The sequence below is a fragment of the Thalassotalea euphylliae genome (assembly GCF_042682785.1).
Taxonomy (GTDB): Bacteria; Pseudomonadota; Gammaproteobacteria; order Enterobacterales; family Alteromonadaceae; genus Thalassotalea_F; species Thalassotalea_F euphylliae.
This window is the reverse complement of record NZ_JBHUIB010000012.1, coordinates 380,669-397,387: the sequence shown is the minus strand read 5'-3', so window position 1 is coordinate 397,387 and position 16,719 is coordinate 380,669. Positions and strand designations below refer to the sequence as shown.

Here is a 16,719-nt window from a genome sequence, read left to right as displayed (position 1 = left end):
ACTATTCATGCCATTAACTAAACAAGTTACCATTGCCGATTCACAGTTTTATCAAGGCGAATTCGAACTTATCACTGCCTCGCTCGAGTACCCTGAAGGTCCGGTATATCTGAAAGATGGCAGCATTTTACTTGTTGATATTAAAGCGCAAACATTGGTAAAAGTATCAGCCAGTGGCGAGTCAACCATTGTCGCGCATACTGGCGGTGGACCAAACGGTTTAGCCATTGGCCCAGACGGTCATGCCTATATCTGTAACTGCGGTGGCTTTACATGGATGCCAGTACCCATTCCCCCCAAAGAACAGGTCCTCAACATTGGCACAACCCAACCAGCGGATTACAAAGGCGGTTTAATTCAGAAAGTCGACTTAGCAACTGGCGACGTGACAACACTGTACACCGAAACCAGCAAAATTCGCCGTCTGGACATGGCGACAATGCAATGGACCGTTGAAGAGTCACCTACCCCGTTTGAACTCAAAGGCCCGGATGACATTGTATTTGATGAGCTAGGTAACTTCTGGTTTACCGATTGGGGCAAAAGCCGAGAGCTAGATAGAGATATTACCGGCATCTATTATGCCAAAGCAGATGGCAGCGAAATTACGCAAATGGTATTCCCATTGAATGCGCCAAACGGTATTGGCTTGTCGCCAGATGGCAAGCGATTGTACACGGTTGAAACCTACACGGGCCAAGTGCTTTACTGGGAGCTTTCTGCACCAGGAAAAATCAAGCCGAACCCTGCGTCAATTGACGGCACCTACCAACTTTACAAATTTGGCGGCCAAGCCATTTTTGATTCTATGGCCATCGATAGCGAAGGTAATTTACACATCGCAACTATGCTGCCATATGGCAATATGCCGATGTCAAATGGCGGTATCAGTGTCGTGTCGCCAGCAGGTGAATTACTCGAATATATTGAAGTACAGCGCCCAGATGGAAAATTTGCACCATTGCCTTCAAATATTTGCTTTGGTGGCGATGATTTAAAAACTGCATTTATCACACTGGGAGCTAGCGGAGCACTTGTGAAACTGCAAACCAAAGTCGCGGGCTTAAAGCTTGATTTCAACGCCTAATACAATTGGATAAGACTATGATTAGTTGGATTTTTACGAAAATAAAAGACGCCCTCTACTTCGTCTTTAGCGGCGAAATTATTCGTTGGTTCATCGACTTTCTGAAGAGCCTAACCGTTTTTAAAGTGCTCAAAGGATTGCTTATTGGTTTTATTGGCGTAGTGGTTATTGCCACTATTGGCTTATTTGCGCTCATCCATTACCCAGCGAGTCAAATTCCTCTTTATGAACCAACAGATAAAACGGTTTACCTAGACCAAGGTTGGGGACTCACTGAACAATCACCTGAACGCCAACTCTACTACTACACTGCGCAAGGGACCAGTTTAAAAGGTTTCGAATACGATTGGTTTAATCACTTAGAAATGCCTTGGGGTCGAGATCGTTTCGCAGATCCCAACCATATGAAAGCCTACGGTTTCATTGTTGATGATCAACCAACGAAAGCTAATCCACATCTATACCCGTTAGGCTTTACTAAGCATTACAGCACGATTAATGACGCACAATTACTCGACATTACTTGCTCAGCATGTCATAACGGCCAACTTAATTACAGCAAAGACGGTACACGATACGCTATTCGTATCGATGGCGGACAGGCAATGCATGCTTTCACCACCATGAAAGTTGGTCACTTTGTCCCCACACTCGTGGCGTCAATGGCAAGCACATATCTTAATCCGTTTAAATTCAACCGTTTTGCACGCAAGGTATTAGGCGACGAAGCGACCTCAGAAGCGAAAAGCGCCCTAAAAGAAAGCTTTGGCAACGTACTTTGGGCATTTGTAAAACAAGGGTACAACGACTCAAGTAAGCACCTTTATCCTGTAGAAGAAGGCTTTGGTCGCACAGATGCTCTCGCCCGTATCGGCAATACCGTATTCGGCGATAATTTAGCTGACGAAAACTACCACTTGGCGACAGGCCCTGTGAGTTATCCACCTGTGTGGAATATCTGGAAATTCGATTGGGTGCAGTACGGCGCCTCTGTTAAACAACCGATGGCACGCAACATGGGCGAAGCTTTAGGTGTCGGCGCGCACATTGCATTTGTTGATAACTACGGCCGTCCGCTTCCTATCGACCAGCGCTTTAATAGCTCTGTCCTTGCAGAGAATATTCACGATATTGAAACAACACTACAAGACCTAACGCCACCGCAATGGCCAGAAGAGTTGTTCGGCAAGGTTGATCAAGAAAAAGCCGCAAAAGGCAAAGTGTTGTTCCAGAAACACTGCCAGGGCTGTCATGGCCCACATCCCGCCAATGAGATGTTAAAAGCGATTGATATGCCGCTTAAAACCGCAGATGAACCAGTTTGGATAATGAAAACCCTTGGCATAGAAGAAATTGGTACTGACCCCAACACGGCATTTAACTTCGTCAACAATCGATTCAACCTGTCAAAAACAGGAATCACTAGTGATGAAATCATTGCTACGGTGCGTCCAATTCATGTACGCAACCTAAAACGCGTGACAGAACAAGCATTGAAAGATCCTGCTTTAGTTGCATTTTTGTCTCAGCCCAACCCACAAACCAGTCAATTGCACTATCAAACCGATTGGCTAGCGCAGAACCAAGACACATACAAAACACTGTCTAAAGTCTTCGGTAGCTGGGAAAGTCAGTACAGCGATATTACGAGCTTAGATGAAAAAATCGCTGAATATGGTGATGCTACAGTGCAGTCTGATATCAAAACAGCACTGGTCAGTGAGCAACTTAACAAGCTTGATAGTGTCATCAGCAGTTTAAACATTGAATCACTCACCGTTGGTGAAGCTCTTAACCTCGTCGGTATTATGATTCGTGAAAAACACTACAAAGACAAAAACTATACAGAAGCTCAACAAGCTTGTTTTGACGGTTTCGGTGCGCTTGATATGCCTCAACAGCCACTTGCTTATAAGGCTCGTCCTCTAGAAGGTATTTGGGCAACACCACCGTTTCTTCACAATGGGTCGGTGCCTAACATTTATCAATTGTTGTCACCTGTCAGTGAACGTGATGAAAAATTCTTTGTTGGTCGCCGTGAATACGACCCAGTAAGCTTAGGTTACGACACCACACCACTGTCAAAAAGTGGGTTCTGGTTCGACACCACTATAGACGGAAATTTAAATACAGGTCATGAATTCAGAGCAGGTTATGTTCCTTACAAGCCAGGTAACCCACCACAATATGGCGTTATTGGCCCTGAGCTTACCCCTGATGAACGTTGGCAATTAATTGAATATTTAAAGATTCACAAAGACAACGAAAAGCCATTGAAAAAACGCGATCCAGTTAATTGTTTAGCGCTAGCTAACACAGACTCATAAGGTAAGAAGTATATGAACACAACAGGAAAAGTCTTATTAGCTGGGGGCGCAGTCGTAGCGGTTGCCGTTTGTGCGAACTTTGTATCTGAGCAAGACGCCAGTAAATTCCATAATGGCATTTATGAGCCACCAGAAGAAAAAACCTACATAGCCGATATCATCTCTTCAGCGGTGACTATGGCTACCCGTAGCCATCAAAAAACTGCACCATCACCATATCGTCGCGATGTACACGCTAAGGCACATGGTTGCTTGAAAGCGACATTTACCGTGCCGGAGTTGGCAGACCCTAAGCTACGTTATGGCGTATTTAAGGAACCTCGTGAATATCAAGCATGGATTCGCTATTCAAGCGGAGACACTATGCCTCAGCCGGATTCAGTGCGCGATGCGCGAGGTATGGCAATAAAGTTAATGAACATTGACCAGCCAACATTGCTAACCGACCCGCAAGATGCTGGCAGCCAAGACTTCGTGATGATCAATAACGACGTATTCTTTATTCCTACGGTGAAAGAGTACAAAACCTTTATGCAAACACAGGCACAAGGCGACAAATTCGGTTATTTCTTCGATAACTTCAATTGGAACATCTTTAAGTGGCACTTCCGCCAGCTATATCTAGGCGCAGGTACATTAAAAGCAGCACCGGATAGTTTGTTAACCGAGCAGTATTTTAGTTTATCTGCTTATCGCCTAGGTCCTGAGCAGTTTATGAAATACTCGGCTAAGGCCTGTGATACAAACACCGCCGTTGAGGTCGATGACGATAACCCGAATTTCTTGCGCCAAGAGTTGGTCAAAAATGTGGGCAATAATGAAGCATGTTTTGATTTTATGGTGCAACTGCAAGACCCAACGAAGAACATGCCTGTGGAAGATACCACTGTGCGATGGAGCGAGTCTGACTCCCCCTTCATCAACGTTGCGCGAATCACTATTCCACAGCAAGAGTTCAGCACAGAAGTACAAAATAGCTTCTGTGAGAACTTGTCATTTACACCGTGGCACGGCACTCAAGACATTGAGCCTGTCGGTGGTATAAACCGTTTAAGAAAAGCGGTTTATGATGGTGTTTCTCGCTTCAGACACGGTAAGAACAAGGTCGAAAAACAAGAGCCTAAAGGTTGGTGTTTATCACTAAATGGTGAAGCTTGTCCTGCCGAGAGTAACGAAACAGTAACAACTTCCGCACTTTCAGAAGCAGCCGACTAGGCTGCTTTTCTGTAGAATATTGCGTATTCCTTTGATTAAGCAGTAAGGAACCCATTAGTGATTGAACACGGCAACTACACCGTAGAAATTGTTGACGACACCATGTTTGTCAATTTCGATGGTATGTTTAATTATCTAGCTTCTAAAAACTTGTGTGAACTCGCAGAAAAGAAAATCACAGATTTAAATGGCAACGGGTTTTATCTGCTAATAAACCTGACCAATTATGAGGGCAGTACGCCTGACGCCCACGAAGAGGGGAATAGACACGCCATATGGTTGGAAAAGCAAAACTGCCTAGGCAAAGCGATCGTCATTCAAGGAGAAGGCATGTTAGATATCATCAGGAGTCAGCAGGAATTTCTTAGCCAATCTAAAATACTCACCCAGGTATTTAAGTCGGAAGACGAAGCAAAATCTTGGTTATGTTCATTAAAACAATATGCGTAGTTCGAGAGAAACACCTGTGTTCACGGTTAATGCATTCACTGACCCATTCTGCTGATGTATTATCAAAGAAGATAAAAAATAGGCTTAGGTGGTCAATGTGACTTGTGAATATGACTCGAACAAGATAGTCAGGACGCCCATATTGATTGAGACTTGGGCAAGAAAAAATCACTTCAATTTCTATAAAAACTTTACCGATCCCAGCTTTAATATCTGTTTTTCAATGGAGATCACAAAAGCATACGAATATGCCAAAGACAACGAGATGTCGTTGTTTCTTGTATTAATGTTTCTCTCTAGCCAAGCTTGCAATAGTGTCGAAGCCTTTAAGACGCGCCTTGACACCGATAACCGACCTTACATTGTCAATCGCGTTGAACCCTCAGCTACTGTCGCGCAAGAAAATGGGCTTTTCAACTTCTGTAACATGGTGCACCATTGCCGCTTAAGCGATTTTATTGCAGCTAATAGTCAACTTGTAGATGCCGCAAAAGCAGAAGAGCCTTTAGCCAATGTTGACAATCGTGACTATCAAATTTTCTATTCCATAACCCCATGGTTAAGCTTTACGGGCTACAAACATGCCCATAGTGGATCAGGCTCAGATATTCCCAAAATCGTGTTTGGTAAAGTAGAAGAAGTAGATGGTAAAGTGACGATGCCAGTGTCAGTCGAATTGCATCATGCTATTGCTGATGCGATTGATATTGCGAAATACCAAGAAAGCTTTACAGAATACATGCAGTCATTAGCCTAGCCGCGGGCGTGAAATCAAAGCGCGCTAATTACCCTGCAATTTGCATGTTAACTGCATTGTAAAAGCTGCCATCGGCTTAACGTTTAGGCCGCTTTGACCTTGTTTCTACCGGCTTCTTTAGCCTCATAGAGCGCACCGTCTGCTCGTTTGATTAGCTCTGTCACTTCAATATCGTCAATGTGCTTCTCAGTGACGCCAAAACTCATGGTCACAGGTACCGTTGTACCTTGATATAGAAAGATATGTTTTTCGATGATTTTACGCAGGTTTTCGGCGGTTTCATTGGCCTGTGATGCGTTGCTCTCTGGTAATAACAACACAAATTCTTCACCGCCATAGCGCGCTAATTTATCACTTGCTCGACTATTCATATCAAGCAAGTTAGCTACTTGCTTGAGCACATAGTCACCACCTAGGTGCCCAACGTTATCATTAATTTTCTTAAAGTGATCGACGTCCATCAGCACCAAAGAAAGCTTGGTATTGTATCGATGGCTGTGGGTCATCATATCTTCCGCGACACTCATAAATGTGCGACGGTTGTCGATACCCGTCAAACCGTCCTTTGTTGCCATGGTGACTAATCGCGTTTGGTAACGGTGCATCAAACGGCTAAACCAAGACATCACGATAAAAATTTCAATCATGATGACAGTTACAGCGGAAATAAAGATTAGCTCTTCGGCTTTAGGTGAAATCTCAATGAGTGGCTCTACTTGATAATTCACGGTCGCAAAAAACAAACTGATAGCGACAAACATGATGGAATATTTTTCTCTCACATCTTCTTCGTCAAACAACACAAAAATGCCAGTAGGGATGATCAAATAGTAAAGGTGAAAATTAGAAGAAGGTGAGAATATTTGGGTGCTAAGTAGAAACACGTGCACCATTAAAGTCATAAAAAACCATAACTTCCCCAGCTTGAACAGCTGGAAATGAGACATTGCAAGCGTTGCCATGTACGCGCCAACAAACACAAAGTTCATTAGCATTAAGCCTGGCTGGTCTAATTCAAAATGGAAAAACAGCGCATAGCAGCATGCGATAATCGCAGTAAAGAAGCTAACCAGATTAGTAATTTTAATTTTTGAAACTTGGGTAGAGCTTTGGTTTTCTATCCCTAGATTGATGATAGCGCTGAACATGAATCGGTATTTGCTATTTTTTTAAGCTGATCATATAGCTACCGACGCCGAACAACAAGTAATCATTAGTTGTTGCCTTCTAAAACCTGTTAGCGAGTGTGTCGATGCTTGCTCTTTTAAGATCATTTTACCCTTCCCTGCGGATTCGTCTATAACGCTTTAATTCACTATAAACCATAAATGTGCAAAGAATATGCAATTAAGAAAATTGGGGAAAAGCCAATAAAAAGGAGGGAGCTTAATAGGTAAAACGTATTGTTTAACTGACAACCTCTTTAATAACTTTAGCAGGAACGCCACCGACAACGGTATTGGGCATCACGTCTTTGTTGACAACCGCGCCAGCAGCAACAACAGCGCCTTCACCAATAGTAACACCCTGAAGAACAATAACCCCTGCACCAATCCACGCGTTGTCTTGAATAATAATTTCTTTAGTAAATAGCCCTCGTCCCTTTCCTTTTTCAAAGGATAGATGGTGACTTGCCGATTCAAAGCACACCCTAGGCCCCACAAGCACATTGCTACCGATTCTGATCTCGCTGTCTTCACAGCCAAATCGAGTCTCACTATTAAAATAGGTATTGCTGCCAATGAATATTTTTTGTGTCGTATCAGCCCGAAGAGAAAGCGGCCCAGTGATGGTTGTCCCTTGCTCTATATTCAAACCCGCCGCTCTGTATAGTTTGGGCCTGATATGATTGAAATAGCCATAGCGAGGTAGAGCGTTCCCAATCATGATAAACAGGTGGTTATACAACACTTTAAATATCATTTGTGTTTTCCCCATCAACATTTATACAACAAGAGTAAAGCAACTTGATGAAGAGCTTTATCTCTAGATAAAGCTCTAACAATAGCGCTAAACTTTTCGGCTAATACGACGCTGAACAACTAGCGAAAATAAGCCCAGTAACATCAGTAAAAATACTGATGGGTTAGGCACCTCAACAGCATCAAACAACACGTTCCAAGTAAAAGAGTGTGACAAAGCTGTCGCCGGAGAATTTGCACTCGCGAAAAAAGGCGTAGAAATAAAGATAGAGCCTGATTCAGAGAACTCGATCGTCGGTGCATTGCTGCTAAAACGGCTGCTATTTAGTGAATCAAAGGTGACATCTAAAATAGACGTGTCAATGCCTGTGATTTCTAGTGCACTAAAAATGCCCGTAAAATTTCCCGCAGTAAAAGGTTTTGAGACAGTTAATGTAAACGCTGACTCGGTAAAATCTAAGCTGTATGTCATCCGTAAACTGTCAGTCCTAACAAACTCAACACCCTCGCCTACGACAGTTGTGCCACTGAGTAAATCAGACTGAAAAATGTTGTCGTAATGAACACTTATCTCGTCGTGAATAAATGTCGCCTTGGCTGTGCCTGTGCATGCAATCAGCAGCGCAATACCAAATAACTTCAGGGCTTTTAAGGTCATGCTTATCTTCCTTTTTCATGAAATATCAGGGATATCGTTCTATGATAAAAAAAGAATGTGCAAGAATTATGGAGTCTCTGACTGAAGATGACACCAGGCAGGCATTAGTGTCCCAAACGGAATAGCGAGGCGACAAGCGCTATTTAAACCACACCTTACCGCCAATAACTTTATAAGCCGGAGTGCCACGCACCAACGTATCTCGGGCAAAGACTTGCTCACACTTGGGGCACTGACATGGCACCGAGGTAAAGTCCTTAACAATACGTTCCTTAAAGCACTTTACTAGCGCGCCTTTACCGCCTTTTTTATATTGAAATAGCTGAGCATTGCATTTGCTGCAATAGATATCGACTGACTTTTCCGGAAGCTTTTTACGAGGTTTTGCCATGAGTTAGCTAGGTTTTAGTTTTTACCATTAATAACGGCAAGAATAATCAGCTCACCACTAATTAAGTAATTTGAGCCCGCCAAATCGGTGACTTTGATTAGCGCCCCGTCCTCAATGCTCTGTTCACCTTGTTCATCTTGAAGTATTAGCCCACTAGACAGGCTATAGACAAAGACAATATCTGCTTTTGGTAGAGCGAGTTTATTGCAGGATTTGGCAGTTATCACTTGCGTGTCGAACTTGTCAGCTCGCGTCATAATATTAAGGTCAATAATTTCACGCGTAGCGGGTTCATTGCCGTGCAGTTTGCCAAAGGTTTTATATCCACCGTCAAAGTTGGCGTAATCAAGTAATTGGGTAAGGTGGTCTTCTTGGCAATAGCCTTGGTTTAGTGCTGCATCTGCCATTTTATGAAGCAATGATATACCTTCACCTTTTATTAATACCAAATTGCGTTCAAGACCTGAGAAATCAGAGAATTCGCCGTCGTTGGCAACCGTTGCTTGGCTAATTCGCCAGTCAAAATTGTCAACCGTCCCCCCATCGCTAATTGCCATCTCGACCGTTTTTCCTAACCCATTTTTCCATGGAATGGTTTTAAATGAAGACGAAGAAATGATTTCTAACATAACAATAACGGCTCAGACAATATGGAAAACGGCGCCATTATAACCCAACGAACAGCTGAGGTTGCAGGTTATTCAAAAGAGGGGTTGTGTGATTGTTAATAGCGTTTTAGGCTCGGCAAAAGAATTCAGGAACCAACAAAACAGATAGCGACATTTAATCGGATTTTGCTAAGTATTTACCAATAAATTCAAGGAAAAGGTGCTCACATATACAGATATGTGAGCACCTTTGACAAAGAAGTTATCGAGTAAATAAGACGCAAAAAAAGTGATTAAAGGGTTAGTCTTCTAAATTTGGGGCCAACCATTTTTCTGCCGTATCTAAATCCCAACCTTTTCTATCTGCATAGTTCTGTACTTGGTCATGGTCAATTTTCGCCACGGCAAAATACTTAGAATCAGGATGGGCAAAATACCAACCACTTACCGCGGCACCTGGCCACATGGCATAACTTGAGGTTAGCTGCATACCTATATTTTCTTCAACATTGAGCAGCTTCCATAAGCTCCCTTTTTCGGTATGTTCAGGGCAAGCAGGGTAACCGGGTGCCGGTCGAATACCTTGGTATGACTCGCGTATTAGCGCTTCGTTATCAAAGTTCTCCTCTGGTGCATAACCCCAGTAATCTTTACGAATAAGCTCATGAAGATATTCCGCGCTCGCCTCTGCCAGCCTGTCGGCAACCGCCTTCATAAGAATACTGTTATACGTATCATTTTGTGCATCAAGCTCTGCGACTAATTCATCGCAACCAAACCCTGCAGATACCGCAAACGCGCCCATGTAATCATCGACACCACTATCAGCTGTTGCAATATAATCAGCTAGACATCTATTGAACTGCCCTTCCGGCTTCTTACCTTGCTGGCGCAGATGATGTGTCGTCATCAACAACTCTGATTTTGCTTCATCAGCGTATAAATGCACGTCATCCCCTTCACGCACAGCGGGGAATAAGCCGACAACGGCACTGGCCTTGAGCTTGCCGTTATTAATGACATCATCAAGCATAGCGTTGGCGTCATTAAACAATTTTGTCGCCTCTTCACCGATTAGCTCATGCTCAAGAATTTTCGGATACTTACCTGACAGCTGCCACGTCATGAAGAACGGTGTCCAGTCGATGTAGTTGCGCACCACATTCAAATCAATGTTTTCTAATACGGTTACGCCCAGTTTGTTTGGCTTGCTCGGCGTGTAGTTATCAAACGTTATCGGGCTTGGGTTAGCCTGCGCATCAGATAAGGATACTAAGGTCGAACGTGGGCCTTTTTTATTGTGGCGATCACGCACTTTCACGTATTCCGCTTTTTGTTTTGCGACAAAGTCATCTCGTAGCTCGTCCGATAACAGCGAACTCACAACAGATACACTGCGTGATGCATTCGGCACATACACTACGGGGTGCTCATACTGTGGCTCAATTTTCACTGCAGTGTGCGCTTTTGATGTTGTCGCACCACCTATAAGCAACGGTAAATCAAAACCTTGGCGTTGCATTTCTTTTGCCACGTGCACCATTTCATCAAGCGATGGTGTAATTAGCCCCGAAAGTCCAATCACATCAACATTTTCTGCTTTAGCGACACGCAAAATTTCTTCACACGACACCATAACCCCAAGGTCGATGATTTCATAGTTATTACACTGCAGCACAACACCAACAATATTCTTACCGATATCGTGGACGTCCCCTTTTACGGTAGCCAATAGCACCTTACCGTTTGAGGTCGCTTCTGTTTTTTCTTCTTCAATAAATGGCTGTAAATGGGCAACCGCTTGCTTCATTACACGTGCCGATTTCACCACTTGTGGCAAGAACATTTCGCCAGCACCAAACAGGTCTCCAACCACATTCATGCCGTCCATCAACGGCCCTTCAATAACATCGAGCGGTCTACTGGCTTCTAATCTCGCTTCTTCGGTGTCTTCAACAATAAATTCGTTAATACCTTTTACTAGCGCATGTTCTAATCGTTTTGTTACGGGTAACTCACGCCACGCTAAATCAGCTTTGTTTATGCCGCCACTGGCTTGTCCACGATATTCTTCGGCGATTTCTAGTAAACGCTCTGTCGCCCCGTCATCACTGTTCATGACCACGTCTTCAACGGCCACTTTTAGCTTTTCTGGTAAGTCAGAATAAATGGCTAATTGCCCTGCGTTAACAATACCCATGTCCATGCCATTTTTAATTGCATGGTAGAGAAATACTGCGTGGATGGCTTCGCGAACAGGATTATTGCCACGGAATGAGAATGACACGTTAGATACGCCACCAGACACCATTGCATAAGGTAGGTTGTCTTTGATGTCTTTTACCGCTTCAATAAAATCAACGCCGTAATTGTTGTGCTCATCAATACCAGTAGCAACAGCAAAAATGTTCGGGTCAAAAATAATGTCTTCAGCAGGGAAACCAATCTCATCAACAAGGATATGATAGGCGCGCTTACATATTTCGAACTTGCGCTCACGCGTATCCGCTTGGCCCACCTCGTCAAACGCCATCACGATAACAGCCGCACCGTAACGTCTCAGCAATTCAGCCTGCTCGCGGAAAATCGCTTCACCTTCTTTTAAGCTGATCGAGTTAACAATACCCTTACCTTGAATACACTGTAGGCCCGCTTCGAGAATGTCCCACTTACTTGAATCGAGCATAATCGGTACTTTGGCAATATCAGGTTCGCCAGCAATCAAATTCAAAAAGCGCACCATGGCTGCTTTTGATTCCAACATGCCTTCGTCCATGTTGATATCAATAATCTGTGCGCCATTTTCAACTTGCTGTAAGGCAACAGAAATCGCTTGGTCGTAGTTTTCTTCAGTAATGAGGCGGCGGAAAATAGCAGAGCCTGTGACATTAGTGCGCTCACCGACATTTACAAACAACGACTCTTTCTCGATAGTCAGCGGCTCTAAACCCGATAGACGACATGCAATTGGGCGCGCTTCTACTTTGCGTGGCGAAACATCTGCCACTGCCTCAGCCATAGCTTTGATATGCTCAGGCGTGGTACCACAACAGCCACCAATAATGTTTAAGAAGCCTGATGTTGCCCACTCACGCATATGAACCACCATATCGTCAGCGTTCAAGTCGTATTCACCAAATGCGTTTGGCAGACCGGCATTAGGGTGAGCAGATACAGCAAAGTCTGAAATGCGGCTTAGCTCTTCAACGTATTGACGTAATTCGTCTGGACCTAACGCACAGTTAAGACCCATAGAAATAGGCTTTGCATGACGAAGTGAGTTGTAGAAAGCTTCCGTTGTTTGACCTGACAGTGTGCGGCCTGACGCATCGGTAATGGTGCCAGAAATCATTATTGGCAGCTTTAATCCACGATCGGCAAATACGGTTTCTACTGCAAAAATCGCGGCTTTGGCATTTAACGTGTCGAAAATGGTTTCTATCAAAATGATGTCAGAGCCGCCATCAATCAACGCATTAGTTGATTCTTTATAGGCATCGACAAGTTCATTAAACGTAATGTTTCGAAACGCCGGATCATTCACATCAGGTGAAATAGAACATGTACGGTTAGTTGGCCCTAACACACCTGCAACAAAACGCCATTTGTCAGGTGTTTTCTGGTTGTACTCATCCGCCGCTTGACGCGCTAGCTTTGCCGCTTCTAAATTAATTTCCGCGCTTAACGCCTGCATGTCGTAATCAGCCATGGCAATCGTGGTGGCGTTAAATGTGTTGGTTTCCAGAATATCCGCGCCCGCTTCTAAATACTGGCGGTGTATATCTAAAATGGCGTCCGGCTGGGTCAATACCAATAAATCGTTATTTCCCTGAATATCACAGTGCCAATCTTTGAAGCGCTCACCACGGAAATCAGCTTCGCCAAATTTACGATCCTGAATCATGGTTCCCATCGCACCATCTAATACGAGAATGCGGTCATCAAGGGCTTGTTGAAGTTGTTGGAACGATGCTAACTGCTGCACGTTACTCTCCTGTGATTGATGTCTGAATGTGTTCAGCATCTAATTGATACGGGGTGATCTGGTACACATAATAGTTGATCCAATTATTGAACAACAAACTACCATGGCTGCGCCATTTACTGCTTGGCGCGTTATCGGGATTATTATCTCGGTAATAATTTACAGGGATGTCGGGCGCTAAATCAGCCGCCAAATCTCGCCGATACTCTTCATCGAGTGTACTTGGGTCGTATTCTGGATGACCAGTCACATAGACCTGACGCTTATCTTCACTGGCAACCAGATAAACACCCGCTTCCGCTGACTGACCTAAAATCTGCAAGTGCGGAATTGACTGATAGTCTTCTGGCGTGACTTCACCATATCTAGAGTGTGGTACCCAAAATTCGTCATCAAAGCCGCGCGTCAGCTTTTCATGGGCTTTAGTAACATCATGACGATACACACCAGAAAGCTTTTGGTCGCGCACCTGACGATTCAATCCGTAATGATGATACAGCGCAGCATGCGCCGCCCAGCAAAGAAACATCGTAGAAACTACGTTATTTTGCGCCCAGTCGAACACGTCTTGAATTTTGTCCCAGTAGCTGACGTCCTCATAGTCCATCAAGCCAAGCGGCGCACCAGTGATAATCAAGCCGTCATATTGTTTACCTTTCACATCGTCGAAAAGGCGATAGAAAGACTCCAAGTGTGAAGTCGGGGTATTCTTTGATGGGTTCGCGTGAATTCGCACCAAGTCGACATTAATTTGCAATGGTGTGTTCGACAGCATGCGCAAGATCTGCACTTCCGTTTCAATCTTGTTAGGCATCAGATTGAGAATTGCCATTTCCATTGGACGAATATCTTGATTTGCAGCGCGATGTTCAGACATCACGAAGATATTCTCATTGCCAAGAATAGATAAAGCAGGCAATTGATCAGGAATTTTAATTGGCATGATAAACCCAAGATACACTAGCGAACATTTTGTACGCTAAATGTGCCTTGGATTTCTAGATATGTCAACATCTAAACGTTTAGACGTCTAAATGTTTTGAAATAGTAAATGACTTAATTACGAATATTATTATGCTCAGCAATCTCCACAGGCACTATCATCGCTTGCTGGTTACGGTACAAGCTAAGCTGAATAGTGGTGCCTGGAAGCGTTTCAGCGACTATATCTAACGCTTGCTCTACACTGGTGATGGTGACGTCATTGATTTGATACACCAAATCACCAGGTCTTAATCCAGCTTTAAATGCAGGGCTGTTCGGCATAACAGTATCAATGATAAAGCCCTTATTATTGGATGGTAGCTGTGTGGTATTGACGCCAAGCCAGCCACGAATTACGCGACCATGTTCAATAATTTTGCGCATGACTTTGTGGGCCAGCTCGTAAGGAATGGCAAAGAAAATGCCTTGTACGTTGATTTGTGGCGAACGCTGAGTAAATTTACGAGAGTTTATGCCTACCAGTTCGCCGTTCGTATTTACCAGAGCACCGCCTGAATTACCTTCATTAATCGCCGCATCCATTTGTAAAAATTGTGAGTAGTTAGTACTACTTAACCCATTGCGGCCAACCGCAGAGATAATACCTTGAGTGACCGTTTGTCCTAAATTGAGTGGGTTACCGATAGCGAGTACCACATCACCTGAGAGCGATGCTAAATCATCCCGTTGCGGGATAACTGGCAAATTTGCCGCTTCCACTTTTAATACCGCCAAATCAGTATAGATATCGTAACCAATTAAAACAGCATCATATTGCTGTCCATTTTGCAGCCATACTGCGACGAAATCGGCGTTTTGTACCACGTGGTAGTTCGTCAGAATATAACCATTGGGGTCCATAATGACACCCGAGCCTAGGCGAGTTGTTTCCGCCCCATTTCTGCCGAATCGACGTGATTGTGTGATATCGGTCGAGTAAATATTAACAACCGCCGGTCCCGCTCTGCTCACCGCTTTCGCATATGAAAGTGGCGCAGTTTCTTCCTCTTCCCCTTGAATAAAGGTTGAGTTAGCTAACTGCGTGCGAAGTTCAGGCACAAGAAGTATTAAAATGACGGCCGCCAGCACCCCATAGCTCGCTGACTGAATGATGTATCTGATAAACGAAAAGACTTTCAAAGGTGGTACATGTAATTATTATTCCTTAATTAAATGTACCACACTTTAAAGATTGAGGTTAATTTAAGGTGTTGAATTAAATTAAGTAACCTCGAACGAACAAGGTATTGTTCGCCCTAATTGATGACTACTGATTGGCCTTCTTGCAAACGCTCTGCGCCCCGAATCGCGACAAGGTCGCCCGTATTTAGCTCACCAATAACGGAAACACGATCGGATGTGCCTTGACCTACTTGAACTTTTAAACGGGTTACTTTGCTTTCTTCATCAACACGCACCACATACGTACCGTCTTTACGCAGTATCAGTGCATCACGGTGAACCGTAAGCGTAGGCACCGCTTGCTGAATTGGCACTGTCACTTTGACTAACTGCCCTGCCGCCCATTGCTCATTTAAATGAGCCGGAATTTCGACACGTACTTCAAAGGTTTGTGAGCGTGGATCAGCACTTGGGATCACCGCAGTGATATTCGCTTTTAACTGTTGCTGCTCATTACTTAGCGACAGTTCGCGCCCTAAGCGCATAAATGCTAAATATTTAATAGGAATATAGACACGCGCTTCAAGATGTTCCGTATCTAAGAATTTACTTAATGTGTCGCTACGATTAACGTCTGTACCTGCTAATACTAACCGTTCAGTGACCACGCCATCATAAGGCGCTTTAACCGTCGCTCGATTAATTTCATCTTCGAGTTGCTCTAGCTTCAACTTAGCAATTTCCATATCCGCTTCTGCTAGCTCATATTCAGATTTGGTTTGATCCAATTGAAATTGTGATGTCGCGTTTGTTTTACGTAGCCTTTCTAAACGGTCAACCTCATTAGCAAGATAGTTCTTGTTGATGGTAGCACGCTTAATTTGTGCGATTTGTTCTGCTCGGCGCAGCGAGAGCGGCAACATATCCATTTTTACCAGCGGTTCGCCTTCTAGAACAAAACTCCCAGGTTCAGCTACCCACTCTACTCTGCCACTAATACCTGCCGTAATCGGCACGTGCATTTTACTGTGAACAGTTCCCATTAAGTCAGCTGTAGCGCCAAGAGGAACAGTTGTTACAGCATCGACTTTTACTGGGCTTGGTGGTGGCGTGTTCGCATGTACACTTACGCTAGCTACTAATGAAGCCGCAAAAAGAAGTGTCTTGCTTGAGAACGTATGTCGTGTCAGTGAAAAAATACTCATAGCAAGCT

General features: G+C 43.9%; 14 protein-coding genes. 5 read left to right on the top strand and 9 right to left on the bottom strand.

The annotated features are described in order from the left end of the window. Window positions 1-7 precede the first annotated feature (7 nt). The 5 genes from ACFSJY_RS16250 to ACFSJY_RS16230 all read left to right on the top strand — a co-directional run bounded on the left by ACFSJY_RS16250 (window position 8) and on the right by ACFSJY_RS16230 (window position 5,836). Window positions 8-1,087, top strand: a complete 1,080-nt coding sequence (locus tag ACFSJY_RS16250) for an SMP-30/gluconolactonase/LRE family protein (RefSeq protein ID WP_386036662.1) — start codon at window positions 8-10, stop codon at window positions 1,085-1,087. Between the two features lie 17 nt (window positions 1,088-1,104). After that, window positions 1,105-3,414, top strand: a complete 2,310-nt coding sequence (locus ACFSJY_RS16245) for a di-heme-cytochrome C peroxidase (protein ID WP_386036659.1) — start codon at window positions 1,105-1,107, stop codon at window positions 3,412-3,414. 12 nt (window positions 3,415-3,426) lie between these two features. After that, window positions 3,427-4,629: a catalase family protein gene (locus tag ACFSJY_RS16240; protein ID WP_386036656.1), complete on the top strand. Its 1,203-nt coding sequence runs from the start codon at window positions 3,427-3,429 to the stop codon at window positions 4,627-4,629. Window positions 4,630-4,686: 57 nt separating this feature from the next. Further along, window positions 4,687-5,079 (top strand): hypothetical protein, encoded by a 393-nt coding sequence (locus ACFSJY_RS16235; protein ID WP_386036653.1) that lies wholly within the window; start codon window positions 4,687-4,689, stop codon window positions 5,077-5,079. Window positions 5,080-5,221: 142 nt separating this feature from the next. Next, a complete protein-coding gene (locus tag ACFSJY_RS16230; RefSeq protein WP_386036650.1) occupies window positions 5,222-5,836 on the top strand; it encodes a CatA-like O-acetyltransferase in 615 nt (204 codons plus the stop codon). Between the two features lie 83 nt (window positions 5,837-5,919). Here the strand turns inward: ACFSJY_RS16230 and ACFSJY_RS16225 are convergent, their stop codons facing one another. From ACFSJY_RS16225 to ACFSJY_RS16185, 9 genes are all read right to left on the bottom strand, one after another. Next, entirely contained in the window at window positions 5,920-6,984 is a 1,065-nt protein-coding gene (locus tag ACFSJY_RS16225) for a GGDEF domain-containing protein (protein ID WP_386036647.1), read from the bottom strand. 259 nt (window positions 6,985-7,243) lie between these two features. After that, window positions 7,244-7,759 carry a DapH/DapD/GlmU-related protein gene (locus tag ACFSJY_RS16220; RefSeq protein WP_386036644.1) on the bottom strand — a complete coding sequence of 172 codons (516 nt, stop codon included), beginning with the start codon at window positions 7,757-7,759 and terminating at the stop codon, window positions 7,244-7,246. An 87-nt stretch (window positions 7,760-7,846) separates the two neighbouring features. Continuing rightward, complete coding sequence (locus ACFSJY_RS16215) at window positions 7,847-8,416, bottom strand: hypothetical protein (RefSeq protein WP_386036642.1); 570 nt, start codon at window positions 8,414-8,416, stop codon at window positions 7,847-7,849. A gap of 139 nt (window positions 8,417-8,555) precedes the next feature. Beyond that, window positions 8,556-8,807 (bottom strand): hypothetical protein, encoded by a 252-nt coding sequence (locus tag ACFSJY_RS16210; RefSeq protein WP_386036640.1) that lies wholly within the window; start codon window positions 8,805-8,807, stop codon window positions 8,556-8,558. 14 nt (window positions 8,808-8,821) lie between these two features. Next, on the bottom strand, window positions 8,822-9,436 hold the full coding sequence (locus ACFSJY_RS16205) for a HutD/Ves family protein (RefSeq protein WP_386036637.1): 615 nt from the start codon (window positions 9,434-9,436) through the stop codon (window positions 8,822-8,824). Window positions 9,437-9,716: 280 nt separating this feature from the next. Further along, window positions 9,717-13,400, bottom strand: a complete 3,684-nt coding sequence (gene metH / locus ACFSJY_RS16200; RefSeq protein ID WP_386036634.1) for a methionine synthase — start codon at window positions 13,398-13,400, stop codon at window positions 9,717-9,719. Between the two features lies 1 nt (window position 13,401). Beyond that, window positions 13,402-14,343, bottom strand: coding sequence for a homoserine O-acetyltransferase MetA (gene metA / locus ACFSJY_RS16195; protein WP_386036631.1), 942 nt, complete (start codon window positions 14,341-14,343; stop codon window positions 13,402-13,404). Window positions 14,344-14,456: 113 nt separating this feature from the next. Further along, entirely contained in the window at window positions 14,457-15,524 is a 1,068-nt protein-coding gene (locus ACFSJY_RS16190) for a trypsin-like peptidase domain-containing protein (RefSeq protein ID WP_386036628.1), read from the bottom strand. A gap of 116 nt (window positions 15,525-15,640) precedes the next feature. Further along, window positions 15,641-16,711, bottom strand: coding sequence for an efflux RND transporter periplasmic adaptor subunit (locus ACFSJY_RS16185; protein ID WP_386036625.1), 1,071 nt, complete (start codon window positions 16,709-16,711; stop codon window positions 15,641-15,643). Window positions 16,712-16,719: the final 8 nt, after the last annotated feature.

Bases quoted from the DNA above. Each gene is read 5' to 3' on its own strand.
- ACFSJY_RS16220 (WP_386036644.1), bottom strand. From the start codon at position 7,759: ATGATATTTAAAGTGTTGTATAACCACCTGTTTATCATGATTGGGAAC.
- ACFSJY_RS16205 (WP_386036637.1), bottom strand. From the start codon at position 9,436: ATGTTAGAAATCATTTCTTCGTCTTCATTTAAAACCATTCCATGGAAA.
- ACFSJY_RS16225 (WP_386036647.1), bottom strand. From the start codon at position 6,984: ATGTTCAGCGCTATCATCAATCTAGGGATAGAAAACCAAAGCTCTACC.
- metA (WP_386036631.1), bottom strand. From the start codon at position 14,343: ATGCCAATTAAAATTCCTGATCAATTGCCTGCTTTATCTATTCTTGGC.
- ACFSJY_RS16185 (WP_386036625.1), bottom strand. From the start codon at position 16,711: ATGAGTATTTTTTCACTGACACGACATACGTTCTCAAGCAAGACACTT.
- ACFSJY_RS16210 (WP_386036640.1), bottom strand. From the start codon at position 8,807: ATGGCAAAACCTCGTAAAAAGCTTCCGGAAAAGTCAGTCGATATCTAT.
- ACFSJY_RS16215 (WP_386036642.1), bottom strand. From the start codon at position 8,416: ATGACCTTAAAAGCCCTGAAGTTATTTGGTATTGCGCTGCTGATTGCA.
- ACFSJY_RS16250 (WP_386036662.1), top strand. From the start codon at position 8: ATGCCATTAACTAAACAAGTTACCATTGCCGATTCACAGTTTTATCAA.
- ACFSJY_RS16245 (WP_386036659.1), top strand. From the start codon at position 1,105: ATGATTAGTTGGATTTTTACGAAAATAAAAGACGCCCTCTACTTCGTC.
- ACFSJY_RS16240 (WP_386036656.1), top strand. From the start codon at position 3,427: ATGAACACAACAGGAAAAGTCTTATTAGCTGGGGGCGCAGTCGTAGCG.